Origin of the sequence: Amycolatopsis sp. H20-H5, assembly GCF_035828755.1 — a bacterium.
In the GTDB taxonomy this organism is placed as follows: domain Bacteria; phylum Actinomycetota; class Actinomycetes; order Mycobacteriales; family Pseudonocardiaceae; genus Amycolatopsis.
The window spans coordinates 23487-48628 of the sequence record NZ_JAYMZS010000013.1 but is presented as its reverse complement, the minus strand read 5'-3'; the positions used below and the strand labels follow the sequence as shown (position 1 = coordinate 48628).

The 25142-nt window shown below is 68.8% G+C and carries 25 protein-coding genes; 12 read left to right on the top strand and 13 right to left on the bottom strand.

Going from position 1 to position 25142, the window contains the following annotated elements:
- Position 1: 1 nt before the first annotated feature.
- Entirely contained in the window at positions 2-487 is a 486-nt protein-coding gene (locus tag QMK34_RS10075; protein WP_326413444.1) for a MarR family winged helix-turn-helix transcriptional regulator, read from the bottom strand.
- Between the two features lie 312 nt (positions 488-799).
- On the opposite strand from QMK34_RS10075, the gene QMK34_RS10070 reads away from it, so the two are divergent.
- The 5 genes from QMK34_RS10070 (at position 800) to QMK34_RS10050 (ending at position 5780) form a co-directional block, all read left to right on the top strand.
- Positions 800-2008, top strand: a complete 1209-nt coding sequence (locus QMK34_RS10070) for a globin domain-containing protein (RefSeq protein WP_326413443.1) — start codon at positions 800-802, stop codon at positions 2006-2008.
- 347 nt (positions 2009-2355) lie between these two features.
- Complete coding sequence (locus QMK34_RS10065) at positions 2356-3531, top strand: globin domain-containing protein (RefSeq protein ID WP_442785124.1); 1176 nt, start codon at positions 2356-2358, stop codon at positions 3529-3531.
- 71 nt (positions 3532-3602) lie between these two features.
- Positions 3603-4292, top strand: a complete 690-nt coding sequence (locus tag QMK34_RS10060; RefSeq protein WP_326413442.1) for a dienelactone hydrolase family protein — start codon at positions 3603-3605, stop codon at positions 4290-4292.
- A 172-nt stretch (positions 4293-4464) separates the two neighbouring features.
- A complete protein-coding gene (locus QMK34_RS10055) occupies positions 4465-5223 on the top strand; it encodes a lytic polysaccharide monooxygenase (protein ID WP_326413441.1) in 759 nt (252 codons plus the stop codon).
- Positions 5208-5780, top strand: a complete 573-nt coding sequence (locus tag QMK34_RS10050; protein ID WP_326413440.1) for a DUF305 domain-containing protein — start codon at positions 5208-5210, stop codon at positions 5778-5780. The genes QMK34_RS10055 and QMK34_RS10050 overlap by 16 nt, the downstream gene beginning before the upstream one ends.
- A 106-nt stretch (positions 5781-5886) precedes the next feature.
- Here QMK34_RS10050 and QMK34_RS10045 read toward each other — a convergent pair whose 3' ends face one another.
- The 7 genes from QMK34_RS10045 to QMK34_RS10015 all read right to left on the bottom strand — a co-directional run bounded on the left by QMK34_RS10045 (position 5887) and on the right by QMK34_RS10015 (position 13375).
- Complete coding sequence (locus tag QMK34_RS10045; RefSeq protein WP_326413439.1) at positions 5887-6312, bottom strand: heat shock protein transcriptional repressor HspR; 426 nt, start codon at positions 6310-6312, stop codon at positions 5887-5889.
- Positions 6313-6317: 5 nt separating this feature from the next.
- Positions 6318-7487 carry a molecular chaperone DnaJ gene (gene dnaJ, locus QMK34_RS10040; RefSeq protein WP_326413438.1) on the bottom strand — a complete coding sequence of 390 codons (1170 nt, stop codon included), beginning with the start codon at positions 7485-7487 and terminating at the stop codon, positions 6318-6320.
- 96 nt (positions 7488-7583) lie between these two features.
- On the bottom strand, positions 7584-8312 hold the full coding sequence (gene grpE, locus QMK34_RS10035) for a nucleotide exchange factor GrpE (protein WP_326413437.1): 729 nt from the start codon (positions 8310-8312) through the stop codon (positions 7584-7586).
- Entirely contained in the window at positions 8309-10180 is a 1872-nt protein-coding gene (gene dnaK / locus QMK34_RS10030) for a molecular chaperone DnaK (protein ID WP_326413436.1), read from the bottom strand. The genes grpE and dnaK overlap by 4 nt, the downstream gene beginning before the upstream one ends.
- Positions 10181-10331: 151 nt before the next feature.
- Positions 10332-11867, bottom strand: a complete 1536-nt coding sequence (locus QMK34_RS10025) for an alpha/beta hydrolase (RefSeq protein ID WP_326413435.1) — start codon at positions 11865-11867, stop codon at positions 10332-10334.
- 24 nt (positions 11868-11891) lie between these two features.
- Positions 11892-12569, bottom strand: coding sequence for a hypothetical protein (locus tag QMK34_RS10020; RefSeq protein WP_326413434.1), 678 nt, complete (start codon positions 12567-12569; stop codon positions 11892-11894).
- 35 nt (positions 12570-12604) lie between these two features.
- Positions 12605-13375 (bottom strand): DUF4097 family beta strand repeat-containing protein, encoded by a 771-nt coding sequence (locus QMK34_RS10015; protein WP_326413433.1) that lies wholly within the window; start codon positions 13373-13375, stop codon positions 12605-12607.
- A gap of 159 nt (positions 13376-13534) precedes the next feature.
- Between QMK34_RS10015 and QMK34_RS10010 the strand changes: the two genes are divergently transcribed.
- The 3 genes from QMK34_RS10010 to QMK34_RS10000 all read left to right on the top strand — a co-directional run bounded on the left by QMK34_RS10010 (position 13535) and on the right by QMK34_RS10000 (position 15110).
- Positions 13535-14074, top strand: coding sequence for a YbhB/YbcL family Raf kinase inhibitor-like protein (locus tag QMK34_RS10010; RefSeq protein WP_326413432.1), 540 nt, complete (start codon positions 13535-13537; stop codon positions 14072-14074).
- Positions 14075-14448: 374 nt separating this feature from the next.
- Positions 14449-14826, top strand: coding sequence for a hypothetical protein (locus QMK34_RS10005; RefSeq protein ID WP_326413554.1), 378 nt, complete (start codon positions 14449-14451; stop codon positions 14824-14826).
- Positions 14814-15110, top strand: coding sequence for a cytosine permease (locus tag QMK34_RS10000; RefSeq protein ID WP_326413547.1), 297 nt, complete (start codon positions 14814-14816; stop codon positions 15108-15110). The genes QMK34_RS10005 and QMK34_RS10000 overlap by 13 nt, the downstream gene beginning before the upstream one ends.
- Here QMK34_RS10000 and cynS read toward each other — a convergent pair.
- The 3 genes from cynS to QMK34_RS09985 form a co-directional block, all read right to left on the bottom strand.
- The gene (cynS, locus tag QMK34_RS09995) at positions 15098-15544 is read right to left on the bottom strand and encodes a cyanase (RefSeq protein ID WP_326413431.1); all 447 of its coding nucleotides are present in this window, start codon (positions 15542-15544) and stop codon (positions 15098-15100) included. The two genes, QMK34_RS10000 and cynS, sit on opposite strands and share 13 nt — an antisense overlap.
- A 463-nt stretch (positions 15545-16007) precedes the next feature.
- Positions 16008-16562 (bottom strand): TetR/AcrR family transcriptional regulator, encoded by a 555-nt coding sequence (locus QMK34_RS09990; RefSeq protein ID WP_442785126.1) that lies wholly within the window; start codon positions 16560-16562, stop codon positions 16008-16010.
- Positions 16563-16564: 2 nt separating this feature from the next.
- Positions 16565-16894 carry a DMT family transporter gene (locus QMK34_RS09985; RefSeq protein WP_326413429.1) on the bottom strand — a complete coding sequence of 110 codons (330 nt, stop codon included), beginning with the start codon at positions 16892-16894 and terminating at the stop codon, positions 16565-16567.
- A 193-nt stretch (positions 16895-17087) separates the two neighbouring features.
- On the opposite strand from QMK34_RS09985, the gene QMK34_RS09980 reads away from it, so the two are divergent.
- Positions 17088-19385: a (Fe-S)-binding protein gene (locus QMK34_RS09980; protein ID WP_326413428.1), complete on the top strand. Its 2298-nt coding sequence runs from the start codon at positions 17088-17090 to the stop codon at positions 19383-19385.
- 142 nt (positions 19386-19527) lie between these two features.
- Positions 19528-20544 (top strand): hypothetical protein, encoded by a 1017-nt coding sequence (locus tag QMK34_RS09975; RefSeq protein ID WP_326413427.1) that lies wholly within the window; start codon positions 19528-19530, stop codon positions 20542-20544.
- 62 nt (positions 20545-20606) lie between these two features.
- Here QMK34_RS09975 and QMK34_RS09970 read toward each other — a convergent pair whose 3' ends face one another.
- On the bottom strand, positions 20607-22394 hold the full coding sequence (locus QMK34_RS09970) for an alpha/beta hydrolase (protein WP_326413426.1): 1788 nt from the start codon (positions 22392-22394) through the stop codon (positions 20607-20609).
- 271 nt (positions 22395-22665) lie between these two features.
- On the opposite strand from QMK34_RS09970, the gene QMK34_RS09965 reads away from it, so the two are divergent.
- A complete protein-coding gene (locus QMK34_RS09965) occupies positions 22666-23334 on the top strand; it encodes a DUF742 domain-containing protein (RefSeq protein ID WP_326413425.1) in 669 nt (222 codons plus the stop codon).
- Between the two features lie 28 nt (positions 23335-23362).
- Positions 23363-24394 carry a cation diffusion facilitator family transporter gene (locus QMK34_RS09960; RefSeq protein WP_326413424.1) on the top strand — a complete coding sequence of 344 codons (1032 nt, stop codon included), beginning with the start codon at positions 23363-23365 and terminating at the stop codon, positions 24392-24394.
- Here QMK34_RS09960 and QMK34_RS09955 read toward each other — a convergent pair.
- Positions 24388-25113 (bottom strand): CAP domain-containing protein, encoded by a 726-nt coding sequence (locus QMK34_RS09955; RefSeq protein WP_326413423.1) that lies wholly within the window; start codon positions 25111-25113, stop codon positions 24388-24390. The two genes, QMK34_RS09960 and QMK34_RS09955, sit on opposite strands and share 7 nt — an antisense overlap.
- Positions 25114-25142 lie beyond the last annotated feature (29 nt).

The following is a 25142-nucleotide window of genomic DNA, read 5'->3' as shown; positions in this document are numbered from 1 at the left end:
CTCACTTTCCGACGTTCGCCAGTTCCTGGCAGTTGTTCTGCGGCTCCAGCACCGCGCGCAGGTTCTCGTTCATCTCGACGAGGCGTTCGGTCAGGCTGGTGACCTTCTGCTCGTCCCACCCGCCCAGTGCCTGTGCCATGAAGTCGAGGTAGAGGCCGCGCCAGCGCTCCAGCTGCTCGTAGCCCAGTTTCGACACGCTGACCAGCGACGAGCGGCCGTCTTCCGGCGCCGGGCGCCGGTCGATCAGCCCGGCACTGAACAGCTGCGTGATCTGGCGGCTGACCACCGAGATGTCCACGAAGCGGCGTTTGGCCAGGTCGGAGGGCCTGCCTTCGCCGTGCTTCGCGAGGTCGGACAGCAGCATCGCGGCGGCGGGGTGCAGCCCGCGCTCCGCCTGCCAGATCTGCATGAGCCAGGCGTGCTGGAGATTGGCGGACGCCTTCAGCTCTCGCATCAGTTCGAGGCGGGCGTCTTCGCGTTCGCTCATCGGATCCTCCACTTGTTTGTGCCATACAACTATATCGTGAAACGGTTGCGTAGGGCAACTATCTAAAGGGTGAGTTAGCCCACCTTCAAGATCAGGTCGTCGTACACCCGTCCGGAGCAACGATGCGGGCAAAAGGCTGCTCGCCAGCTAGTCTCGCGGAAGGCCGGAAACCCCGGGCTCCCGTCAGCTGGCCGAGGAGATGAGGTGGACGATTCGTGAACTCCCCCGGTGGTCCCCGCGGCGTTCGCCCGTGGGCACAAACACCGTCGCCCACCTCGCGATTCCCGGGATAATCGGGAGCACAGCCTTGGCATGCGACTTCCGACGAGCGAGCCCCAGCACCCCATGACAGCAGACGCCGTCAGTCCCCTCCCCCGGATCTCGGCCCCCCGGGCCGCCCCGCCCGCCGTCACCGCGATGGTGCGGCTCATCCGCGACTCCTGGGCGAAGTCCGAGCCGTTCATCCCGGAGATCTCCCAGTTCTTCTACGGGATGCTGTTCACGCTCGCGCCCGCGACGAGGGACTTCTTCCCGATCAACATGGAGGTCCAGCGCGGGCGGCTGGTGCGGGCGCTGGTGCACATCGTGCAGATGGTCGACCGGCCGGACGACCTGGTGCCGTTCCTGCGCCAGCTGGGCCGCGACCACCGCAAGTTCGGCGTCATCCCGCGACACTACGAGGCCGTCGGCACCGCGCTGCTCGCCGCGCTGAAGAACCACCTGGGACCCGAGTGGACCCCCGAGGTCGAGCGCGCGTGGGCGGAGGCGTTCACCATCGTCGCGCGGGCGATGCAGGAGGCCGCGGCGGCCGACGTGAACCCGGCGTCCTGGTCGGCCACCGTGCTGGAGCACCGCCGTCTCACCTGGGACCTCGCGCTCGTCCGGGTGCAGCCCGACGCGCGCGTCCCGTACCTGCCAGGCCAGTACATGAGCGTCGAAGTCCCCCAGCGGCCGCGGCTGTGGCGGTACCTCTCGCCGGCCAACGCGCCCCGCGAGGACAACGGCATCGAGTTCCACGTCCGCGCGGTCGACGGCGGCTGGGTGTCCCGCGCGATCGTGAGCCACACGCAGCCAGGGGACGCCTGGCGCCTCGGGCCGCCGCTGGGCAGGCTCACCGTCGACCGGGCGCGCGGCCGCGACATCCTGATGATCGCGGGCGGCACCGGCGTGGCGCCGCTGCGCTCGATCCTCGACCACCTCTCCCAGTGGGGCGACAACCCGAAGGTCCGGATCTTCTACGGCGGCCCCACCCGCGAAGACCTCTACGACCTCGAAGAACTGCGCGCACTCGCCGCGGTCAACCCCTGGCTGAGCGTGATCCCGGTGGTCGAGCGCGACGAGAACTCGCCCGGCTGCGAGCAGGGCACGCTGGCCGAGGCCGTGACGCGCTACGGCGCGTGGCCCGACCACGACATCCTGGTCTCCGGCTCACCGGCGATGATCCGCTCGACGGTTTCGCGGATGCTGGTCGCGGGCAGCGCGCTCGACCAGATCCAGTACGACCCGTTCACCATCGACTAGCCCTTTCCGGCTACGGCACAAGATCACCGGAATCTCATTCAAACGGGCTATAAAGTACCGCCCGAGAATAATTGAGAAGACCTGTAACACTGCGCCGCGATGTCGTAAAACCGCTGGTACAGAACAGAAACGGCGCTTCCCAAGATCGTCTTCTGGCGGCATTCACGCAGCGCCAAGGGCAGTTGACTCGATGTATTCCCTTGCTCCGTTCGAGCGGTAGTCCGCGAATTCGGGGCCACTAACGAGGAATGGGCCTACAGTCGGACACTCGTCGGGGGACGGCCCGCACACCCGCGACCCGGGCAAGAGCACTATCGCCTGGTACGACTGGAGAACTCCGTTCACCGATGACTGCCGAACTGAAACACGACCGCCCACCCAGCCCTGCCCCGGCCGCCCCGCCACCTGAGGACAATCGGGAACTGGTGCGGCTGATCAGGGAGAGCTTCGCCGCCGTCGAGTCCAAAGCGGACGAACTGTCCCAGTACTTCTACGGAGTGCTGTTCTGCGTCGCCCCGGACACCCGCGCGTTGTTCCCGATCAACATGTCCTTGCAGCGCAGCAGGTTGCTGCGCGCGCTGGTCTACGTCGTGCAGATGGTCGACCGGCCCGACGAGCTGGTCACCTTCCTCGGCCAGCTCGGCCGGGACCACCGCAAGTTCGACGTGCTGGCCAGGCATTACGACGCCGTCGGGGTCGCGCTGATCGCGGCGTTGAAACGTTTTCTGAAGAACAAGTGGACCCCCGAGGTGGAAGCGGCGTGGACAGCCGCGTACGGGATCATCGCGAAGACCATGTGCGACGCCGCGGCCGCCGAAACCGGGCCCGCGTCGTGGACGGCCAAGGTGATCGAGCACCGGAAACTCAGCCAGGACATCGCCGTCGTGCGCGTGCGGACCGAGGTGCCGTTGCCCCATCGCGCGGGTGGCTACGTGAGCGTCGAGGTCCCGCAACGGCCTCGCCTGTGGCGCTACCTGTCCCCGGCCACCGCGCCGCATGACGACGGGACCCTGGAGTTCCACGTGCGCGCGGTCGAGGGCGGCTGGGTGTCCCGCGCGATCGTCAACCACACCCGGCCGGGTGACACCTGGCGGCTGGGGCCCGCGATGGGCGCGCTGTCCGTGCACCACACGGGCCCGCGCAAACTGCTGATGGTCGGCGGCGGTACCGGGATCGCCCCGCTGCTCTCGATCCTCGACGAGCTCTCGCGCTGGAAGCGCAACCCGTCGGTGCACCTGTTCTTCGGCGGGCACAAGCCCGAAGACCTCTACGCGCTCGAAGACCTCCGGCGGCTGGCCACGACGGCGAGCTGGCTGACGGTCACCCCGGTGACCGAGGAAGGCACCGTCCCTGGCGGCGACCGCGGCTCGCTCGCCACCGCCGTCACCCAGCGTGGCGCCTGGAAGAATCACGACGTCCTGGTGTCCGGCTCGCCCCCGATGATCCGCGCGACCATCGCCAAACTCCTCGCCATCGGCACCGACCTCGAGCGCATCAAGTACGACCCCTTCACCATCGACTGACCCACCCACCCGTGATCCACGTGCCGCCACGCGTGGGGGCGGGAACGGGGGTGAGTGGTTAGGCTCGGGTGATGGAGATTCGGATTCCGGTCGCGGGCAGCACCATCGGCGGTTACCTCGCGGAGCCCGCGGGGGAGGGTCCACACCCGGCGGTGGTGATCATCCACGACGCGTTCGGGCTCAGCCAGGACGCGCGGGACATCACCGATCGCTTCGCCGCCGAGGGCTACCTCGCGCTGAGTCCCAACATGTACTCGCGCGGCGGTATCCGTTGTGTGAAGCAGGTCTTCAAGGACCTCTTCGCCAGGGACGGTCTGGCCTTCGACGACATCGAGGCCGCGCGGCAGCTACTGGCGTCGCGTCCGGACAGTTCCGGCAAGGTCGGCATCGTCGGCTTCTGCATGGGTGGCGGCTTCACCCTCGTCGCGGCGTCCCGCGAGTTCGACGCGGCCGCGCCCTACTACGGCATCCTGCCCCGCGATATGTCCATTTTGGACAATGCCTGCCCGGTCGTCGCGAGCTTCGGGAAGAAGGACCTCGCGCTGCGCGGCGCGGCAGCCAAGCTCGAGACGAAGCTCGCCGAACGCGGGATCCCGCACGACGTCAAGGAGTACCCGGACGCCGGGCACAGTTTCGCCAACAAGATCAAACCCGGCCCGGTGAACACCCTGCTGAAGATCACCGGCACCGGCTACCACCACGAGTCGAGCGAGGACGCTTGGCGCCGGGTGCTGGCCTTCTTCGGCGAACACCTGGGCTAGCCCGTCCGGTTCACAACGAAAGTCGCGCGACGAAAGTACCGTGACCGCCGGGAATTCTTGACCGATGTGCCCGTTTCGACTTATGGTCTAGACCACCATTCACCTGGTGAAATCCTCACGTGGTTAACCGCTCCCCTTTCCGGAACAACGTTGTTCCACCTCTGGAGCCGTCATGAGATTGAAGCGTAAGTTCATCGCCGCCGCGGTGGGCGCATGTCTCGCCCCCATCGCCGTGGTCGTCCTCCCCGCCGCCACCGCCAGCGCACACGGATACATCTCATCCCCACCGAGCCGCCAGGCCAACTGCGCCTCCGGCGCCGTCTCGAACTGCGGCTCGATCATCTACGAACCCCAGAGCGTCGAAGGGCCTAAGGGCCTGCGGAGCTGCAACGGCGGGCTCCCGCAGTTCGCCCAGCTCAACGACGAGTCGAAGAACTGGCCCGCCGCCTCGGTCGGCGGCACGGTCACGTTCAACTGGGTGCTGACCGCGCGCCACGCGACCAGCACCTGGGAGTACTACATCGGCAACACCCGCGTCGGGCTGGTGAACGACGGCGGCAAGCAGCCGGGCGCCACCGTCTCGCACACCATCAGCATGGGCGGGTTCACCGGACGGCAGAAGCTGCTCGCCATCTGGAACATCGCCGACACTCCCAACGCGTTCTACTCCTGCGTCGACCTGCAGATCGGTAGCGGCGGCCCGACGACCCCACCAACAACCCCACCAACGACGACCCCACCACCGACCTCCACCACGCCGCCGACCTCCACGACGAATCCGCCGACCGGCGGCACCTGGGCGGCGGGCACCGCCTACAAGGCTGGTGACCAGGTGACCTACGGCGGCTCGACGTACAAATGCATCCAGCCGCACACCGCGATCACCGGCTGGGAGCCGCCGAACACCCCCGCTCTGTGGCAGAAGGTGTGAGGCTCAGGCTGCTCGTCGCCCTCGCCGCCGGTCTGCTGACTGTCGCCAGCTGCGGGACCGGCGGCACGACGGCGGGTTCGACGGTCACGGCGCCGGCGTTCAACGACAGTGACGTGATGTTCCTGCAGATGATGATCCCCCATCACGAGCAGGGCGTGCTGATCGTGCAACTGGCCCGCGACCACGATGTCAGGACGGCGGTGAAGGAGCTTTCGGCCGCCATCGAGGTGACCCAGGAGTCCGAGATCTCGGACATGAAGCACTGGCTCACCGACTGGCACCGGCCGACGGCCGCGAACCCGGATCCGCAGGCGCACACCGCCCACGGCGGGATGCGGATGACGGACCCAGACCTGGTCGGCGCCCTGACCAAGACGGCCGGGCCGGAGTTCGAGCGCCGGTACCTCGACGTGCTGACCGGCCACCAGCACAGCGCGGTCGAGTTGGCGCAAACCGAAACGGCCGAAGGCGTGAACCCTCAGGCCAAGGAGCTCGCGAAGCGGATCTTCGAGTCGCGGACGGCCGAGATCAAGCAGCTGCTCGCCTTCACGACCTAGGTTCCCGGACTGTCATGAAAGGGTCTTTCAGGACACTTTTTGCCCGGAAAGACCCTTTCATGACACTCGGGAGGTGCGGGTCGGCTCACGTGGGAGGAGGGGTGGGTCAGCGGCGTTTGGGCTTCCAGACGACCAGGGCGGTCTGGTGCCGCAGGGGGACCAGGTCCTTGCGGTAGGAGGCGTGGACCGCCGCTGCCGCGTGTTCGGCCGCGGCGTAGGCGGCCGCGACCTCCTCGGTGAGCTCGGCGAGGCGGGATTGCAGGGCGTCGACCTGGTTCTCCAGCTCGATGATGCGCTTGATTCCGGCCAGATTGACGCCGGCTTCCTGCGAGAGGCGCTGCACCTCGCGGAGCAGCGCGATGTCCCGCATCGAGTACCGGCGGCCGCCGCCCGAGGTCCGGCCCGGCGACACGAGACCCTGGCGGTCGTAGGACCGGAGGGTCTGCGCGTGCAGGCCGGACAGCTGGGCGGCCACCGAGATGACGAACACCGGGGTGTCCTCGTCGGCACCTTGGGGAGGACCGCCGAACATCACACTCACCTGCCTTCGAGCAGTTCAGTGATCTCGGGTCGCGGATCGTTGCCCGCCATCGCCTCGGCGTAGGCCTCGAGGGCCTCACGCGCCTTGTCGTCCACTTTGGACGGTATGGCCGCCTGGAGGGTGACCAGCAGGTCGCCCGTCGCGCCGTCGCGTTTGACGATGCCCTTGCCACGTACGCGCAGCACGCGGCCGCTCGCCGTGCCCGGTGGCACCTTCAGCGAAACCTTGCCCTCCAGCGTCGGCACGGTGATCGTGCCGCCGAGGGTGAGCTCGGTGAACGACACCGGCACGCTCAGTGTCAGGTCCAGCCCGGACCGGCCGAACGTCGCGTGCGGGGCGACGTGCACGCGGACGTACAGATCGCCCGGCTGCGCGCCGCCGCGGCCCGGCTCGCCCTGCCCTGCCAGCCTGATCCGCTGGTCGTCACTGACGCCCGGCGGGATCCGGACGGTCAGCGTCCTGATCCGGCTGCTGATGCCCTCGCCACCGCATTCGGGACAGGGGTCGTCGATGAGCTGACCCCGGCCACGACAATCACGGCACGGCTCGGAGAACGCGAAAGCGCCCTGACTGCGGCTGACCAGCCCGGACCCGCTGCAGGCCGGGCAGGTGCGCGGCGAAGTGCCCGGCTTGGCACCGTTGCCGCCGCAGGTGGAACACGTCGCCGGGCTCGACAGCCGCAGCGGCAGGGTCGCGCCCTTGACCGCCTCGACGAAGTCGATCCGGACATCGGTCTCCACGTCCGCGCCGCGCTGCGGCCGGTTCGGCGTGGCTCCGGCCGCACCACCGCGGCGGTTGAACAACCCGCCGAGGATGTCGCCGAGCCCGCCGAAACCGCCCTGCTGCTGAGCGCTCGCCTGGCCGAAGATGTCGCCGACGTCGAAGCCGGGCCCGCCGGCAGCGCCGCCGGGGAAACCCCCGCCGCCGGAGCCGAAGAGGCGGCGAGCCTCGTCGTACTCCTTGCGCTTGGCCGAATCCGACAACACGCCGTAAGCCTCGGAGACAGCCTTGAACTTGTTCTCCGCGGCGGCGTCGCCCGCGTTGGCGTCCGGGTGGTTCTCCTTCGCCAGCTTGCGATAGGCCTTCTTGATCTCGTCCTGTGTGGCGTCGGAGGAGACGCCCAGCTCACGGTAGAAGTCCTTACCGATCCACTCTCTGGCACTCACTGAACGTCTCCTCCTCTCTTATCGCGACCTTGCGCGCTTCCGCGATCACGTCGCCAGGACGGGACCTGCGAAAGCGAGGCCTTCGCCGTTGAACGCTTACTGCTGGTGGCGTTCATCACTGGACTCGGCATCGATGAACTCGACGTCGATCGGCAGCTCGCCGCCGACGGGCGGGTCCACCGGTGCGACGCCAGGCTCGTGGTCGGTGACCCCGACCAGCGCCGCCCGCAGCACCCGCTCGCCGAAGCGGTAGCCGCGGCGCATCACGATGGTGACCGTCGGGCCCGCCACGTCCGGCGAGGTGCTGTGCTGCACGGCCTCGTGAACGCTCGGGTCGAAGGGCTCGCCCTCCGCGCCGAACGACTCGAGCCCGGCCCGCTGCAGGCCGCTGACCAGCTTCTCGCCGACGGCCTTGAACGCTCCGGTGAGGTCGCCGTGCTGCTCGGCCCGCTCGAGGTCGTCGAGCAGCGGCAGCAGGTCGTTGACCACCGTCGCCTTCGCCCCGACGACCACGGCCTCGCGGTCGCGCTCGACCCGCTTGCGGTAGTTGGCGTACTCCGCCTGAATCCGCTGCAGGTCGGCGGTGCGCTCCGCCAGCTGCTTCTCCACCTCGGACACCGCCGTGACCGACTCGTCCACAATGGACTCGCCGAGCGAGGGGCCCGCGTGTGTCACGGGCTCCTCCACGACCACTGACTCGGCTGCCCCGTCCGGCTCCGGTACCTCGCGAACCTGGCCGGTCAGCGGATCGATCCTGCGCCGATCCCGCACGACCACCGGCTCCTCCGGGCCCCGGCCCTCGGGTGCTGAATGGCGTTCGTTCACTTCTTCTCGTCCTCGTCGACGATCTCCGCGTCCACCACGTCATCAGCCTTGGCCTTCGCGCCATCGGCACCGGCGCCCGCGGCACCTTCAGCGCCCGGAGCGCCTTCGGCACCGGCCTGAGCGGCGTTCGCGTTGGCGTACAACGCGGTGCCCAGCTCCTGCGAAGCGGTGTTCAGCTTCTCGATGGACTCGCGGATCTTGGTTGAGTCGGTGCCCTTGAGCGCCTCGTTCGACTCGTCGATCGCTTCGGAGACCTTCGCCTTCAGGTCGTCGGGGAGCTTGTCGTCGTTGTCCTTGACGAACTTCTCGGTCTGGTAGACCAGCGTCTCGGCCTGGTTGCGCGTCTCGGCCTCTTCGCGGCGGACCTTGTCCTCTTCCGCGTGCTCTTCGGCGTCCTTGACCATGCGCTCGATGTCGTCCTTCGGCAGCGCGGAGCCACCGGTGATCGTCATCGACTGCTCCTTGTTCGTGCCGAGGTCCTTCGCGAGGACGTGCACGATGCCGTTGGCGTCGATGTCGAAGGTGACCTCGATCTGCGGCACGCCACGCGGCGCGGGCGGGAGGCCGGTCAGCTCGAACATGCCGAGCTTCTTGTTCTGCGACGCGATCTCGCGCTCACCCTGGAACACCTGGATCTGCACCGACGGCTGGTTGTCGTCCGCGGTGGAGAAGATCTCCGAGCGCTTGGTCGGGATCGTGGTGTTACGCTCGATGAGCTTGGTGAACACGCCGCCCTTGGTCTCGATGCCCAGCGAAAGCGGGGTCACGTCGAGCAGCAGGACGTCCTTGACCTCGCCCTTCAGCACACCGGCCTGCAGTGCGGCGCCGACGGCGACGACCTCGTCCGGGTTGACCCCCTTGTTCGGCTCGCGGCCGCCGGTCAGCTCCTTGACCAGGTCCGACACGGCAGGCATGCGGGTGGAACCACCGACGAGCACGACGTGGTCGATCTCGCCGACCGGGATGCCCGCGTCACGGATGACGTTGGTGAACGGCGCCTTCGTGCGGTCGAGCAGGTCCGAGGTGATCTTCTGGAACTCGGCGCGGGAGAGCTGCTCGTCGAGGAACAGCGGGTTCTTGTCCGCGTCGACCGTGATGTACGGCAGGTTGATGCCGGCGCTGTTCGAGCTGGACAGCTCGATCTTCGCCTTCTCCGCGGCTTCGCGGATGCGCTGCAGCGCCATCTTGTCCTTGGTCAGGTCGATGCCGCTGGACGCCTTGAACTTGTCCACCAGCCAGGTGACGATGCGCTCGTCCCAGTCGTCACCACCGAGGTGGTTGTCACCGGAGGTCGCGCGGACCTCGACGACGCCCTCACCGATCTCCAGCAGCGAGACGTCGAACGTGCCGCCACCGAGGTCGAAGACCAGGATGGTCTGTTCCTTCTCGCCCTTGTCCAGGCCGTACGCCAGCGCGGCCGCGGTGGGCTCGTTGACGATGCGCAGGACGTTCAGGCCGGCGATCTGGCCCGCTTCCTTCGTGGCCTGCCGCTGGGAGTCCTCGAAGTACGCCGGGACGGTGATCACCGCGTCGGTGATCTCCTCGCCAAGGTACGCCTCGGCGTCGCGCTTGAGCTTCATCAGCACCCGGGCGCTGATCTCCTGCGACGTGTAGGACTTGCCGTCGATCTCGGTCTTCCAGTCCGTGCCGATGTGCCGCTTCACGGACCGGATCGTCCGGTCGACGTTCGTCACGGCCTGGTTCTTGGCAGGCTGTCCCGTCAGCACTTCGCCGTTCTTGGCGAACGCGACGATGGACGGGGTGGTCCGGGAGCCTTCGGAGTTGGCGATGACCGTCGGCTCGCCGCCCTCAAGGACGGCTACGACCGAGTTGGTCGTGCCGAGGTCGATGCCGACCGCTCGCGCCATGGTGCTTTCCTCCTGTGTAGACAGCTGATGCTGCTTCTGTTCTCGGTCTTCGCGGACCCAGCCTTGAGCCGGGTCCACGCAAGTTCTATCCGGAAGGTACGGGACCCGTCAAGCCAGACTTGAGCCGGGTGCGCTCAACCTTCGTATCGGGTCAACGAGCGGGTGCCGCGGCTTGTTCCCGAGAGTCGGCACAAGACGTGCCCGGAGCCGGTATGATGCCGCTCACCAGGTACTTCGCCTCCTCGGCGCGGACGCACGGAGAGTTGAGCAGCCCGGTGTGACCGTCCCCGTCGTTGATCAGCAACGTCGAGTTTCGGATGTCCGCGGCCAGCCCGCGCGCCCAGACGAGCGGCGTCGACGGGTCGTGCGTGTTCCCCACCACGAGGATCCCCACGCTGCCTCGGACGGGCCGCGCGTGCGGCGGGTTGTTCGCGGGTATCGGCCAGCCGGTGCACCCGCTCGTGAAGTCCCAGAACTCGGAGTAACGCCAGCTGTGCGGCGCGGCGGTCTTGAGCAGTTCGCCCATCACCCGCATGTCCACCGGTCCGGTGAACGGCGCCGGGCTGTCGTGACAGCCGACCGCGCGGTAGGCGGCGTAGCTCGGGGAGAAGAACTGCGCCGCGCCGGTCAGCCCGGAGGCGTCCGGCGTGGCGGAGGTGGCCTGGGCGAGCGCCTGGGACAGCAGTGGCCAGAAGCCCTTGACATAGAGGTAGCCGTAGAAGCCCGCGGCGAGCTCGTCCGGGGTGGCGTCGCGGCCGAGCTGGGACGACGGCACGCCGTGCGCGCTCAGCAGGGCGTCGTACTTCGCGAGGACGTCCTGGCCGCGCATCGCGCACTCGCCGGAACCGGCGCACCACGACACGAACCGCAGGAGGCCGTCCTCGGTGGCCGCGGCCTCCTCGAGGATCGAGCGCCGGGTCGGCCGCGAGTGGTCGACAGCCCCGTCGAGGACCATCGCGCGAAGCCGTCCGGGGTACTTCGCCGCGTACGCCGCGCCCAGCTCGGTGCCGTACGAGACGCCGAGCCAGGAAATCCTGGACTCGCCGAGCGCCACCCGGATCGACTCGATGTCCTCCGCCGCGCTCTGAGTGTCCACTTGCGACAACAGGGGACCGGTGCGGGCGAGGCAGTCCTCACCCGCGGCACGGTTGTGGGCGACCAGCGCGTCGTACTCCGCGCGCGACGCGGGGAACCGGTTCACCGCCGGGTCGTACAGCTTCTTCGGGTCGCAGGTGATCGCGGGCGTGGTGTGCCCGACGCCACGAGGGTCGAAGCCGATGACGTCGAACCGCTTGCGGAGCTCGGCCAGCTCGGGTGTCTGCAGCGCGAGGCCTTGCCCGCCATAGGAAATGACGTCGACACCGGAGCCACCGGGCCCGCCGGGGTTGGTCAGGAGCGAGCCGATGCGGTGCGCGGGGTCCTCGGCCGGAAGCCGCACCAGCGGCAACGTGACTGCGCCCTTCCTGTACGCGAAGCGTGTGCCCCCATCCGGGTTACCCCGATCGATGGGCACCGTCACGCTCGCGCACTGGGCGGTCGGCGAGTACCGCGTCGGGCAGGGCCGCCATGCCAAGCCCGGTTCGGCCGACGCGGGCAGCGCGGCGAGCGGGAGCAAGAGCGACACCGACAGCGACAGCGACAGCGACACGGACGCGAGCAGCGCCCGACCACGGTGGTTCCAGGACATCATTCCCCTTGTGGTGGCCGAGAATCAGGCGCCGTGCACGGTGATCTTGCCGGTGCCGGTGGTCAGGTCGAGGTGGTGCGGGGCCGCCGGATCACTGGCGAAATCGACGTTCGCCTGGCCCGTCCCGGCCTTCGGGTTCACCTGGTAGCTCGCCTTCGGCACGGTCACCGTCAGCTCCCCGACCTGCAGGTCGGCGCGGACGTTGTCCGGTTTGGCCAGGCCGATCTCGACGTTGCCGGTGGCGGTGGTGACCTGCACCGGGCCGTCGACGCGCAGCACGGTCGTGTCGCCGACCTCGTGGTTCAGCTCGACCTTCGCCGCGCCCTCGACGGTCACCTTGCCGGTGCCGAGATGTCCGAGGATCGGCAGGTCGGCGCCCACGACGACGTCGTAGTTCACCCCGCAGTCACCACCGCAGCCGGCCAGCACCAGCGTGCCGTTCTCGACGCGGTGGGTCGGGCCCGGGTTCTTGACGTGGTAGGTGAGGTCCCGGCGGAACGAGGTCGGCGCGCCCGGCTCGACCCGGACGTGGACCTCGCCGACGGCCATGTCGAGCCGGATCGCGGTCACCGGCTGGGTGATCGGCTGGCCGTCGTGCACCGTCGAGGTCTGCACGCCGAGCCCGGTGCAGCCCGCCACGGTGAAGGCCGCGACGGCGCCCAGCGCCAGCGCGCCCAGCAACCGCTTTTCCTTGGCAGTCATGGAAGAAATCCCCCTGTGTACGAAGTTTCTGTGGTTCAGGCGGTGCGGACGCGGACGCTGCCGCTGTCGGTCCCCAGGTCCAGAGTCTGGGCGGCGGAGGAGTCCTGCGCCACCTGGATGTCGCGCCTCCCGCTGTCGGAACTGCCCTGGACCCGGTACGAACCGGACGGCACGGTGAGGTCGATGCCGCCGCTGTCGGTCTTCGCCTTGACGCTGTTGACGGCGTCGAGCGCGAGCTTGATGCTGCCGCTGTCGGTCTGGGCGTCGACGCTGCCCCGCAGGCCGTCGCCCCGGATCGAGCCGGACCCGACCTTCGCCCGCACGTTCTGCCCGATGTTCTTGAGGTCGACCTCGCCGGAGTCGGCGGTGACCGTCACGGCGCCGGGCACGTCACTGACCCGGACGCGTCCGGAGTCGGCGGTGACGTCGACGCTGGTCACCGCGCTGAGCTCGATCTCACCGGAGTCCGACTTGCCCGTCACCGGCACGCCGGACGGCAGGACGATGTCGTAGCCGATCGAGCAGTGGTCGCCGCAGCTGCCGAGCACGAGCTGGTCGCCCTCCATCCGGTAACCGTCGCCGGGCTTGTCGCCGCCGTGGTAGGAGAAGCTCTGGTGGATCTTGGCGGCGCCGTCGGAGACCCGCAGGCGCACCGAACCCGAGTCGGTCTCCAGGCGCACGCTCCGCACCGGGGAGGTGAGCTGCGTGTCGGCCTCGGCGGTCGACGGCATCCACCAGCCGAACCCGATCGCCGCGCCGACGCCGATGAGAACGATGCCGCCTAGTGCCAGTAGCGGGCGCGCCATGGTTGAGTCCCTCCCGAGCAGGTTTCCGTCTGCGCTGACGCTAAGGGGGCGGCGGCCGGGAGAACATCGGGGTATCCCCCCTATTCGTCCCTGAGACGGCGCCCGGCGCATCAGGGTCCTAGCCTGGCCCCGTTGGGATTTTCGCGATCAGGAGGATCCATGTCACAGCCACACGGCCCGTACGAGCACCTACCGGCCGCGCCTTCCTTCGCCCTCCGCAGCGATGACGTCGCCGAGGGCGAAACCCTGGCGACCCCCCACCTCAGCGGCATTTTCGGCGCCGGTGGCGAAGACCGGTCCCCGCACCTGAGCTGGGCGGGCTTCCCCGCGGAGACCAAGAGCTTCGCGATCACCTGCTACGACCCGGACGCGCCCACCGGCAGCGGGTTCTGGCACTGGGCGGTGTTCAACGTCCCGGCCTCGGTCACCGAGCTCGCCGCCGGCGCGGGCGACGCGACCGGCTCGGGCCTGCCAGAGGGCGCCGTCACGCTGAAGGGTGACGGCGGGGTCAAGCAGTTCCTCGGCGCCGCGCCGCCTCCCGGACACGGCCCGCACCGGTACTACTTCGCCGTCCACGCGCTGGACGTCGAAGAACTGGCCGTCGACGGCGACGCGACCCCCGCGTTCCTCGGCTTCACCATGTTCGGCCACACGCTGGCCCGCGCGGTGCTCACGGCGGTCTACGAGAACAAGGGCTGACCTGATCGGGGGAGGGCCACCCACCCGGGCAGCGGTGCCAGGGGCCTGCCGGAGCACCTAGCGTCTTATGCGCAGGTTTTCATCGAACGGGAGGCAGATCATGATCAAGCGTCTGTTCAAGATCGTCATGCGACACGGCTGCTGCTCGGCCTGCACCGGCCTCGGCTGCGGCTGCTGCGGCGCCTGCAAGTAACCGCCTGGTATGCCAGACGGATTCTGATCGCCCGCTCTTCTGCCGGGGGTCGTCGTTGCCGGTAACGGTCTCCAAGGACTCGACCTGGAGGTCAGCTGGCAGCGGCGGCTCTCGAGCGGCGTTCGATCGACCCGATCCCCGAGGCCGAACGGCACGGGCATCACCGCAGCCTGTTCGCACTGTGGTTCGCGGCGAACATGCAGATCACCTCGGCGATCACCGGTGCGCTGACCGTGCTGGATCCAGTCGCGCGCAGTTCGGCGTCTCCGGCGCGGTGCTGCCGCTGGTGCTCGGCAGGCAGGCCGTGGCCCAGCTCACCGGGCTGCCCGCGAACCCGTCGATTCAGCTGACCTTCGGCCCGTACGTCGCCGACACCTCGCGCTACCTGTCCTCAGCGACGTCGGTGCGGTCGACGTTCTGGTGGACCTACGGCGGGACGGTGCTCGGCGCCGGTCTGGGCGATGTCGTTCGGCGCGCTCACGTACGCCGTGGCGGGCAAGGCCTTCAAGGGCCACGAAGTCGCGTACGTCGTCGGCCTCGGCGGCGCTGTATTTCCTGACGCCGTGGAGCTCGATCAACCTGGTTGACTTCTACCTGGTGCGCAAGGAGTCCTACGACCTCGAGGCGGTGTACGACCCCGACGGACGCTACGGCCGCTGGTCGGCGCCCGCGCTCATCGCGTACGTCATCGGCATCGCGGTCCAGATCCCGTTTTCGAACGTCGAAGGGATTTTCGTGGGGCCGCTGGCACCGCTGCTGGGCGGTGCCGATATCTCGTGGTTGCTGGGGCTCTTGGTGCCGGGCGCGCTCTATCTGCTGATGATGCGCCGTCAGCCCCACTGATACTTGAGGAACTTTCCGTCCAGGGTGACGACGACCCGCTCGCCGCCCGGATCCTCTCGCCGCCCCACGTCGAGCTTGAAATTGATGGCGCTCATGATCCCGTCCCCGAACCGCTCGTGGATGAGCTCCTTGATGGTCGGCCCGTAAACCTGGAGCACCTCGTAAAAGCGGTAGATGGTCGGGTCGGTGGGCACGATCTCTTCCAGCGCGCCCCGGCTCGGCTGCGCCCGCAGGGCGGCCTCGACCTCGGAGTCGAGCTCCAGGACCCGAGCGGCCTTCGCGGCCACCGGCGTCGGCATCGGATGCTGCCCCAATAGCGCGGACGTCACCCACGCCAGCGGTGCGTCCAGGGTTTCGGCAAGCTGCGCCCAGGTCAGGCCCAAGCGGGCCTTGGCTTCCAGGACGGCTTCGCCGGCCTCAAGTTTTGTGATCATGGGACGAATCTAGGTTGCGTCCTTGAGGTATGGCTAGGTGTCTGTGTTTTTTGGCCAGCGCGGTTGCTCGCGGTGCCAGGTCGCCCCCTGGCGCCGTACGGAAGTGCGGGTTTTTGGTTGGGTCCTGAGGTGCGGTTAGAAGCCTGTGTTTTTTGGCCAGCGCGCTCACAAACTCGCGCCGCCAGGTCGCCCCTGACTTCCAGCGTAAGTGCGGCTTTGTCTTTAAGGGGGGCGACCTGCCGTCGCGAGTTGGGAGGCCCTGGCGGGCCTGAAAGAGGGCGCGCGGCGGTGAAGTCTCCCCTCGCAGGGCTCGGGGAGACGCTGTGGTTGGGGCGGACTGCTGGGGCTGGGTTTTTGTTTTTGGTGTTGTGGGTGGGTCTTGTGTGGTGAGTCTGGGTGGTGGGTCTTGTGTGGTGGGGCTGGGTGGTGGGTGGGGCTGGGTGGTGGGTGGGCTGGGTGGTTTTTATCTTGGCTTTAATAGGTAGGCGACTACGGGGCGGAGCTCGTCGGCTGAGGGGGGCTCGTCGTCGATTAGGCCTTGTATTAGGAGGCCGTCGATTCCGGCTAGGAATACTCGGAATGATATCTCGTCGTCGTGGCGGACCATGGAGGTCAGGACGTCCAGCCAGCGGCGGGCCGCCGGGCGTAATTCGGGTTTTCGGGCGGCTAACAGGTAGAGCTCGTACTCGGCCATTGTTCGTCCTCGCCGGGGTCCGAGGGCCTCGGCGAGGAGGCCTGCGACCTCGTCGGCGCCTCGGCTTCCGCGGGAGCGGGCTCGGTCGATCATCCAGTAGACCTCTGTTGCCATGTCACGGGCGCACGAGATCAGGGTGGCCACCAGCAGGTCGTCCAGGCTCGAAAAGTGGTAGGTCGTGGATGTTGTGGGCACTCCCGCCTCCGTGGCCACGGTCCGGTGCGTGACGCCGGCGACACCGTCGCGCTCGATCACTCGCAAGGTGGCCGCGATGATCTCCTCGCGGCGTTTCTCGCCTCGGGCCTTTCGGCCGTCCGGCTGCATCTTCACTGGGCCGCGCTCCCGAGTTCGATCAGCACCACCCCGCCGATCACCAGGACCAGTCCGGCGACCATCGCGAGGTTGAGTGGTTCCCTCAGGAACAGGACTCCGATCGCCGCCACCAGGGCTACCCCGGCCGCGGCCCAGATCGCGTAGGCGACTCCGATCGGCAGACCGGCTTTGAGGACCTGGGACAGTCCGTAGAACGCGATGGCGTAGCCCACGACCACCAGGATCGACGGGCCGAGCTTGGAAAACCCGTCGGACAGCTTGAGCGAGATCGTCGCGGTGACTTCTGCGGCGATGGCCAACGCGAGGTACAAATAAGCACCCATGCCTTCGAAACTACCTGAACGATCGTCCCATTAGCCAGCGAGGCGTGCGACACATCAGTGGGACTTAGGCCCCGCTAACCGGTTACTCATCAGTAAGAAGCGTTACTCTGCCCGACATACCTGCCCGACAACCTGCCCGACAAACGGTGCTCACGCGCCGCCACCACCACATCCGGACGAAAGGCACCCGACGATGGGCGCTGTACAGCTGACGCTCGGCGGGATAGCGGTCCTGCTCGGCATCGTCGCCTGGGGAATGTTCGCCGCGACCATCGCCCGCTTCGTGCGGGTGATCAAGCTCGGACAGCCAGACGCCACGCGCAACGGACCGTTCATGGCCCGCCTCGGCACGCTGATCAAGGAGTTCGCCGCGCACACGCGGATGAACAAGGTCAAGAGCGTCGGGCCCGCCCACTGGCTGGTGATGTGGGGCTTCCTGCTCGGCTCGCTGGCGCTGTTCGAGGCCTACGGCGAGGTGTTCGTGCCGACCTGGGGCTGGCCGATCCTCGACGACTGGTCGCTGTTCAGCCTCCTGATGGAGGTCCTGGGCGTCGGCACCATCGTCGGCATCCTGGTGCTGATGGGCATCCGCCAGCGCAACCACCCGCGCCGCGCCGACCGCCAGTCCCGCTTCCAGGGCTCGAACTTCAAATGGGCGTACTTCATCGAGGCCGTCGTGCTCATCGAGGGCATCGGCATCATCGGCGTCCGCGCCGCGAAGTCCGCGCTGGGCGCGCACGAGACGCCCGTCTGGTCGGCGTTCGTCTCGGCACCGCTCGGCGAACTGCTCCCGGCCAGCCCGAACCTGGTCTCGGTGTTCGCCTTCGTCAAGCTGATGAGCGCGACCGTGTGGCTGGTCGTGGTGGCCCGCACGATGACCATGGGCATCGCGTGGCACCGGTTCAGCGCCTTCTTCAACATCTACTTCAAGCGCGAGGCCGACGGCCAGGTCGCGCTCGGCAAGCTCAAGCCGATGATGAGCGGCGGCAAGGTCCTCGACCTCGAAGAGGCCGACCCGGACGAGGACACCTTCGGCGTCGGCAAGGTCGAGGACTTCACCTGGAAGGGCTGGCTCGACTTCTCCACCTGCACCGAATGCGGCCGCTGCCAGTCGCAGTGCCCCGCGTGGAACACCGGCAAGCCGCTCTCGCCCAAGCTGCTCATCACCCAGCTGCGTGACCACGCCTACGCCAAGGCGCCGTACCTGCTGGCGGGCGGCAAGCGCGACATGGCGGGCGACGAAATCGGCCTGACCGGCGACAACCCGCACGCGGGCATCGACGTCCTCGCGCTGGCCGAGGCCGAGCGGCCGCTGATCGGCAGCGCCGAGGACGGCGGCATCATCGACCCCGACATGCTCTGGTCCTGCACCAGCTGCGGCGCGTGCGTCGAGCAGTGCCCGGTGGACATCGAGCACGTCGACCACATCGTCGACATGCGCCGCTACCAGGTGATGATCGAGTCCAACTTCCCGAGCGAGCTCAACGGGATGTTCAAGAACCTCGAGAACAAGGGCAATCCCTGGGGCCAGAACGCCAAGGACCGTCTACAGTGGACCGAGGCGCTGGACTTCGAGGTCCCGGTCTTCGAGGGCGAGCTCGCCGACGAGACCGAGTACCTGTTCTGGGTCGGTTGCGCCGGTGCGTTCGAGGACCGCGCGAAGAAGACCACCCAGGCGGTCGCCGAGCTGCTGCACATGGCGGACGTCAAGTACACCGTGCTCGGCTCCGAGGAAGGCTGCACCGGCGACCCGGCGCGGCGCGCGGGCAACGAGTTCCTGTTCCAGATGCTCGCGCAGCAGAACGTCGAGATGCTGAACTCGGTGTTCGAGGGCCGGGACGTGCTGAAGCGCAAGGTCGTCGTGACCTGCGCGCACTGCTTCAACACCCTCGCCAACGAGTACCCGGAGCTCGGCGGGCAGTTCGACGTCGTGCACCACACGCAGCTGCTCAACCGGCTCGTCCGCGAGAAGCGGCTCACGCCGGTCGCGCCGATCGCGGAGGACGTCACCTACCACGACCCGTGTTACCTGGGGCGCCACAACAAGGTCTACGACGCGCCGCGTGAGCTCGTCGAGGCCACCGGCGCCACGCTGCGCGAGATGCCGCGGCACGGCGACCGCTCGATGTGCTGCGGCGCGGGCGGCGCGCGGATGTGGATGGAAGAGAAGATCGGCAAGCGGATCAACGTCGAGCGCGTCGACGAGGCGCTCGGCACCGCGCCGTCGAAGATCGCGACCGGCTGCCCGTTCTGCAAGGTGATGCTCAACGACGGGCTCACGGCGCGGCAGAGCGACGGACTGGCGAGCGAGAAGGTCGAAATCGTCGACGTCGCCCAGATGCTACTGACCGCGGTGAAGCGCAAGCCGGAGCCGCAGCTGGTTCCGTCCGGCGCGCCTTCGCTGTCCGATGAGGAAGCGAACACCGCGCTCGACGAGAACAAGACCGACGAGGTCCCGACCGGCACCCCGCTTCCGGACGAGGACAAGTAGGACCCGCTGAAGGGGACTTCCACCGGCTTCGATCCCGGCGGAAGTCCCCTTCGGCGTTTCCGGGGAACCACGACGGATGTCATGGCGGGTAAGTGACCGAATGCCTGGGTCCGGCCGCGCTCCTGGCCGGACGATCGAACCCATGCCAAGACGACTCGCTCCGGTGCTCACGCTCGCTTTCCTGTCACCGTTCACGGCCGAGTTCCTGCTCGGCGACCAGTTCCTGTTCGACCGGCGGCCGAGCTTCCAGCAGCTCGGCATGTTCCTGCTCTTCGTCCCGTTGTACGGCGGCGCCGCGCTGCTGATCCGGGAGTTCGCCCGCCGCTCCGGACGCGGCTGGCCGACCATGATCCTGTCCGCGCTGGCCTTCGGGGTGTTCGAAGAGGGGCTGCTCACCCAGTCGCTGGTCAACCCGAACTACGCCGGGTTCCGGCTCCTCGACTACGGGCACGTTCCCGGGCTCGGCATCGGCGTGCCGTGGACGGTGTTCGTGCTGACGCTGCACGTGGTGTGGAGCATCGCGACGCCGATCGCGGTGGCCGAGGCGCTGTTCAGTAGGCGGCTCGACAAGCGGTTCGGCAGGCAGTTCGGCAGGCAGTTCGGCAGGCAGTTCGGCAGGCGGTTCGGCAAGGAGCCCTGGCTGGGCAAGGGCTGGCGCGTCGGCTGGATCGGGCTGTTCGTGGTCGGCTCAGCCGGGACCTTCGCGTTCACCATCGGCAACGGCGACCACTTCCTGGCCCCGTACGCGGCACTCGCTTCGGCGGCGGTCGTCGTCGTGGCGCTCCTGGTCTGGGCGTACCGCGGCTTCGGCGCCCCCGCCGAACGCACGACGACGGGCAATCCCTGGCTGGGTTTCCTGCTCGGACTGGTCGCGACCACGGTGGTCCAGATCCTGCGCTTCGTCGGGCACGACCCGATCCCGGCGTGGGTCACGGTGGTCATGCTGCTCGCGCTGGAAGTGGCGGCCGTCGCGCTGATCCACCGGGTCCGCCCGCCGGTGTTCGCGCTGGCCGCGGGCGCGATGACGACCTACTGCTGGGTCGGCCTCAAGACCGCCCTCGACGCCGGGCTGCCCGCGACGGTGGAACAGATCGTGCTGGTGGCCTGCGCCGCCGCGCTACTCGTCTACGCGAGCACACGTCGCGTCAGCTGCCTCTGAAGGCCACCATGACGGCGTCTAACGCCGTCATGGTGGCCTTCAGAGGCAGTTTCCGACGTGCGCTAGTGGCCTGGGGCCGGTGGTGGTTGGGGGACTGCGCCGGGAGGCGCGGAGGCTGTCGGCGGCGGCGGGACGATCGGGTGGTCCAGTGGGCTGCGCTGGGGCAGCGGCTGGGGCGCGCCGGGCAGCGGGGGCGCCTGGGGCGGGATCAGCCGGTCGAGGCTCGTCAGCTCCGGCTTGCCCGCGACGATGGCGGCCAGGTTGTACTGGCTCGTCGAGCCGGGGGTTAAGTAGTCGGAGTGCCCGAACGAGCGGTGCAGCGCCTGGCCGTCGACACCGACCCCGTCACCGGTGAAGAGCTGTTTGAAGCTGGGGTCGGACGCGGGCGGCGCGCCGAAATCGGTGACACCGTTGGCGAACGGGACCGGGTCGCCGTTCGCCCATTCGTTGTACGAGTGGCCCGGCGGCACCAGGAGTTCCTGGCCGCCCTTGATGTCCAGTCCCGGCGAACCGAACGCCGCGAAGTCGTCGACCGGCGTCGGCTGGTGCAGAGCGGCCCCCGTGGTCAGGCTGCCGTAGGAGTGCGCGAGCGCGGTGAGGTGCACCGGCGTCCCGCTGATGTCGCGAGCCGCGCCGATGCCGTTGAGGAACCCGTTCAGTGCCGCCCCGCCCGCCTTCGCGTCCTGGTCCAGCGCGACCGAGTGGCTCGGGTCGAAGACCTCGTTGAGCTGCGGCGCCTCGTAGCCGATCCAGGTCACCGCGGCGACCGACTTCCCGCCGCCGAGCCCCTCGGCCCGCTGCCGGAGGCTCTGCAGCTGGCCGTCGTAGGACACCAGGTCGCCGTTGACCGTGGTGGTCAGCCCCGGGGTGAACACCGCGACGTTGTCCGCGGTGTCGACATTGCCCGCGCTCACCGCGGCCTTGACGCGCAGGCCCGAGGTGTCCAGCGTCAGCAGCTGGTGGTCGCCCTTCGCCATCACCGCGTCGATCGCGTCGAGCGACTGGAGCTTCGCGTCGACACCCGCCACCTGGTGGGTCAGATCGTTGACCCGCCCGACCGCGGCGGCGTTGAGGAGGTCCTCCTCGCTGGCGTAGGGGTTGACCTGGGTCTTGGCCTGATCCAGCTGGGCCTGCAGCGTGTCGCGCTGCTTCCGCAACGCCGACCGCTCGCCGGGGACGCGAGCCACGTTCGCCTGGGACCTCACCGAGCCCGGCAGCCCGTCGAGGTTGCCAAGCCACTCCGGATGGTCACGCAGCAGCGCCGCTTTCTGCGGGTCGGACAGGGACTTCCACCAGGCGGCGTTCTGGGCGGGCGTGCCGCCGGCCGGCGGCGGCGTCGCGTCGGCCGGGAGCGTGGTGCCCTGCGTCTGGCCGGTGCTCAACGCCGCGGCCTCGCCGAGGACCATCACCTTGAGCTGCTCGGCCAGCCGCGCGGCGACGATCTGCTGCATCGCGAGACCGGCCACGCCGAGCTGGGGACTGCCGAGCGCCGCGTAGAGCGGCGAAGTCGACTCGACGCTCTGGGCGATCGTCTGTTTGGTCGCCCGCAACGTCGAGGCGTAGCGGTCGGCCAGCACGGACTGGTGCCGCATCCCCTCGCTCAGCCCGCTCACCTGCTGGACGTGCGCGTTCACCCGGCCGTGCAGGACCGTGCCCGCACCGTCCTGCCAGGTGCCGGGCAGCACCCCGCCGACCTGGCCGAGCTGGCCACCCGCCTGCGTCATCGTCACGTCGGCCCGCCGCCAGCCGTCTTGGAGCTGCTGGGCGACGTCCTCGCTGTCGGGCGGCCAGGAGTCGTACAGCGCTTTGACAGCGGTCCACAGTGGACCTGCCGGTTCGGCCAGCGGCATGACAGGCCCCCTGAGACTCGACTCGCGATGGCGTTCAGCGGCAGTATCCGGCGTCGCGACCCCGCTGGACCGCGCCGCGACCGCTTCCGGCCACCCCGGGGCCGGGCAGGGCCGGTACGGCGTTCGGCCTAGTGCGCACCGCTGACGTGGCCACGGCCGGTCGGAACAAACCGGCGAATGGGGGGTAGACGGCGGGGTTATTCTGGGCTTTCCTCGTTGCCGGAGCCGCCCGCGAGGTGCGGCTTCGGCAACCAGGAAAAGGGCGACCGGCATGAGCGAGCACCGCGATCTCAGACCGAACCAGCAGGCGGGCGCGCGCTTTCCCTCGGCCAGGATCGTCAGGAAGTACGCGAACGAACCGGACGTCCTCCCGACAACCAAGCCCGGCCAGCACCAGTGGCCAGCCGAGAACGAGTCGACGAGCGTCGGCCGCGCGGGGGCCCGGTTTCCCTCGGCCAAGGTCGCCGAGCGCCTGGTCGGACCCGTCGCGCAGCCGCCAGAACAGGCCGTCGAGCCCGTCGCCCTGCCGCCGGTCGTCGCGGCGCGGGAAGTCCGCTCGTCACCGGAACCGCGGTACGACAGCAGCTACGACGAACAGGTCGCACGGACGCTGGTCCGGCCGTACGTCCTCACCCGGGGCCGGACGCAGTCGAGCCGCCACCTCGCGATCGAGGCGCTCGTCTCCGCCCGCGCGGACGCACGCTGGAACGGCACCCGGGTCACCGGCGAGTTCCGCTCGGTCCGGCGGCTCTGCCACCACCCGCGGTCGGTCGCCGAGGTCGCCGCGACGCTCAGCGTGCCGCTCGGGGTCGCCCGCGTGCTGCTGGGCGACATGGCCGAGCTGGGGCTGGTGACGATCCACGACACGAAACCCACCGGTGACGGCAGGCCCGCGCTGGCGCTGATGGAACGGGTGCTGAGCGGGCTTCGCGCGTTGTGAACACGCCGCGCGCATTACGCTTCTCCCGGTGAGCGAGGAAACAGCGGCCCCGGAGGAATCCGGCGGCGAAAGCACCCTGACCGTCGTACTGGCCGGCGGGGTGAACCTGGCCATCGCGATCATGAAACTGGTCGCCGGGATCATCACCGGCTCCGGCGCGATGCTGTCCGAGGCCGCGCATTCGGTGGCCGACACCTTCACCGAGGTCCTCCTGCTGACCGCGCTGAAACGGTCCGACCGGCCCGCCGATCGGATTCACCCGTTCGGCTACGGCAAGGAGCGGTACTTCTGGTCCCTGCTCGCCGCGGTGTCGATCTTCGCCTCCGGCGCGGTCTTCTCGTTCTACGAAGGATTCTCGACCGTCTTCGGGCATCCGGAGGAACAGACCAACCCGCTGGTCAGCTACATCGTGCTGGCGCTCGCGTTCGCCATGGAGTCGGTGTCCTGGGTCCAGGCGGTCCGGCAGGTGCGCAAGGAGGCCAAGGCCGAGAACCGGACGATGGCGACCTACCTGCGGCTCATCGACGACCCGGCGCCGAAGACCGTCCTGTTCGAGGACTCGGCCGCGCTGGTCGGCCTGATCATCGCGTTCGCCGGGATCGGGCTGCACCAGCTGACCGGTTCTTCAGTGTGGGACGGCGCCGCGTCGATCGCGATCGGCCTGCTGCTGGCGTTCGTCGCGTACCTGCTCGGGCGCACCAACCGCGGCCTGCTGATCGGCAGGCAGGCGGACCCGGTGATGGTGCGCGGGATCCGCGACCACCTCGCCGTCGCGCCGGAGATCGAGGCCGTGGTCGACCTGCAGACCATGCTGATGGGCACCGACCAGGTCCTCGTGTGCACCCGCGTCGACTTCGACGACACGCTGGGCGCGGCCGACGTCGAACGCGCCTGCGTGCGCCTGGCGAGCGAGCTGGAGGCGCGCTTCAACGACGTCACCGAGGTGTTCATCGAGCCGGTGCCGCGCACCGACCCGGCCCTGCGGGCGACGGTGCTGGCGCGCTACGGCGACATCGCCGAGCGGTGGAACCAGAAGGACACCGGCAAGACGGCTCAGTAGCCGAAGTCCTGCGTCCAGTACCAGCCGTCGGTGGTGACGCCGACGCCGAGTTTGGTGAGCGAGCAGTTCAGGATGTTCGCCCGGTGGCCGCTGGAGTTCATCCACATGTCCATCACCTGCGACGCGCTCTGTGCGCCTCGCGCGATGTTTTCCGCGCCCGGCTTCGAGTACCCGGCCTGGCGGATGCGCTGGTCGAAGTGCACGCCCTCGGGAGTGTCGTGCGAGAAGTAGTCACGAGCGGACATGTCGTCGCTGTGTCGTTGCGCCGCGTCGGCGAGGTGGCTCTCGTTCGAGACGTCGTCGCAGCCCGCCTTCGCGCGCTCGTCGTTGACGAGCTGGATGACCTGCCCGGTCAGCGAGCGGTCGAGCTGCGACTTGGGCGAGGGCGGGGCGGCGGTCGTCTTGGCGGGCGTGTCCGACGGCGCGGGAGCGTCCGACTTGGGGGCGTCGCTCGACGGCGTCGCCGAGGGAGAGGCTCCGGTCGACGTCGTCGAGCTCGGCGACGTGCCGGGAGCGGCTGGGCCGCCAGGGCCGGAACCGGGGGCGGCGGGGTCCCCACCGCCCGGGTTGTTCGGTTGCTTGGCGTTCGGGCCGCCGGTCATCCGGGTGTCGGGAACCATGAGCGCGGCGTTACTCAACGTGTCCGAGCCAGGACTGTCGTGCAACCACAGATAGCCACTACCGGCCGAGGCGCCGCCGATGAGGACACTCAAGGACACGAGAAGTAACCTACTGCGCGCTCTAATGG

Coding starts and splice junctions, on each gene's coding strand:
- QMK34_RS10075 (WP_326413444.1), bottom strand. CDS start 487: ATGAGCGAACGCGAAGACGCCCGCCTCGAACTGATGCGAGAGCTGAAG.
- QMK34_RS10070 (WP_326413443.1), top strand. CDS start 800: ATGCGACTTCCGACGAGCGAGCCCCAGCACCCCATGACAGCAGACGCC.
- QMK34_RS10065 (WP_442785124.1), top strand. CDS start 2,356: ATGACTGCCGAACTGAAACACGACCGCCCACCCAGCCCTGCCCCGGCC.
- QMK34_RS10060 (WP_326413442.1), top strand. CDS start 3,603: ATGGAGATTCGGATTCCGGTCGCGGGCAGCACCATCGGCGGTTACCTC.
- QMK34_RS10055 (WP_326413441.1), top strand. CDS start 4,465: ATGAGATTGAAGCGTAAGTTCATCGCCGCCGCGGTGGGCGCATGTCTC.
- QMK34_RS10045 (WP_326413439.1), bottom strand. CDS start 6,312: ATGTTCGGCGGTCCTCCCCAAGGTGCCGACGAGGACACCCCGGTGTTC.
- dnaK (WP_326413436.1), bottom strand. CDS start 10,180: ATGGCGCGAGCGGTCGGCATCGACCTCGGCACGACCAACTCGGTCGTA.
- QMK34_RS10025 (WP_326413435.1), bottom strand. CDS start 11,867: ATGTCCTGGAACCACCGTGGTCGGGCGCTGCTCGCGTCCGTGTCGCTG.
- QMK34_RS10020 (WP_326413434.1), bottom strand. CDS start 12,569: ATGACTGCCAAGGAAAAGCGGTTGCTGGGCGCGCTGGCGCTGGGCGCC.
- QMK34_RS10015 (WP_326413433.1), bottom strand. CDS start 13,375: ATGGCGCGCCCGCTACTGGCACTAGGCGGCATCGTTCTCATCGGCGTC.
- QMK34_RS10010 (WP_326413432.1), top strand. CDS start 13,535: ATGTCACAGCCACACGGCCCGTACGAGCACCTACCGGCCGCGCCTTCC.
- cynS (WP_326413431.1), bottom strand. CDS start 15,544: ATGATCACAAAACTTGAGGCCGGCGAAGCCGTCCTGGAAGCCAAGGCC.
- QMK34_RS09990 (WP_442785126.1), bottom strand. CDS start 16,562: ATGCAGCCGGACGGCCGAAAGGCCCGAGGCGAGAAACGCCGCGAGGAG.
- QMK34_RS09985 (WP_326413429.1), bottom strand. CDS start 16,894: ATGGGTGCTTATTTGTACCTCGCGTTGGCCATCGCCGCAGAAGTCACC.
- QMK34_RS09980 (WP_326413428.1), top strand. CDS start 17,088: ATGGGCGCTGTACAGCTGACGCTCGGCGGGATAGCGGTCCTGCTCGGC.
- QMK34_RS09975 (WP_326413427.1), top strand. CDS start 19,528: ATGCCAAGACGACTCGCTCCGGTGCTCACGCTCGCTTTCCTGTCACCG.
- QMK34_RS09970 (WP_326413426.1), bottom strand. CDS start 22,394: ATGCCGCTGGCCGAACCGGCAGGTCCACTGTGGACCGCTGTCAAAGCG.
- QMK34_RS09965 (WP_326413425.1), top strand. CDS start 22,666: ATGAGCGAGCACCGCGATCTCAGACCGAACCAGCAGGCGGGCGCGCGC.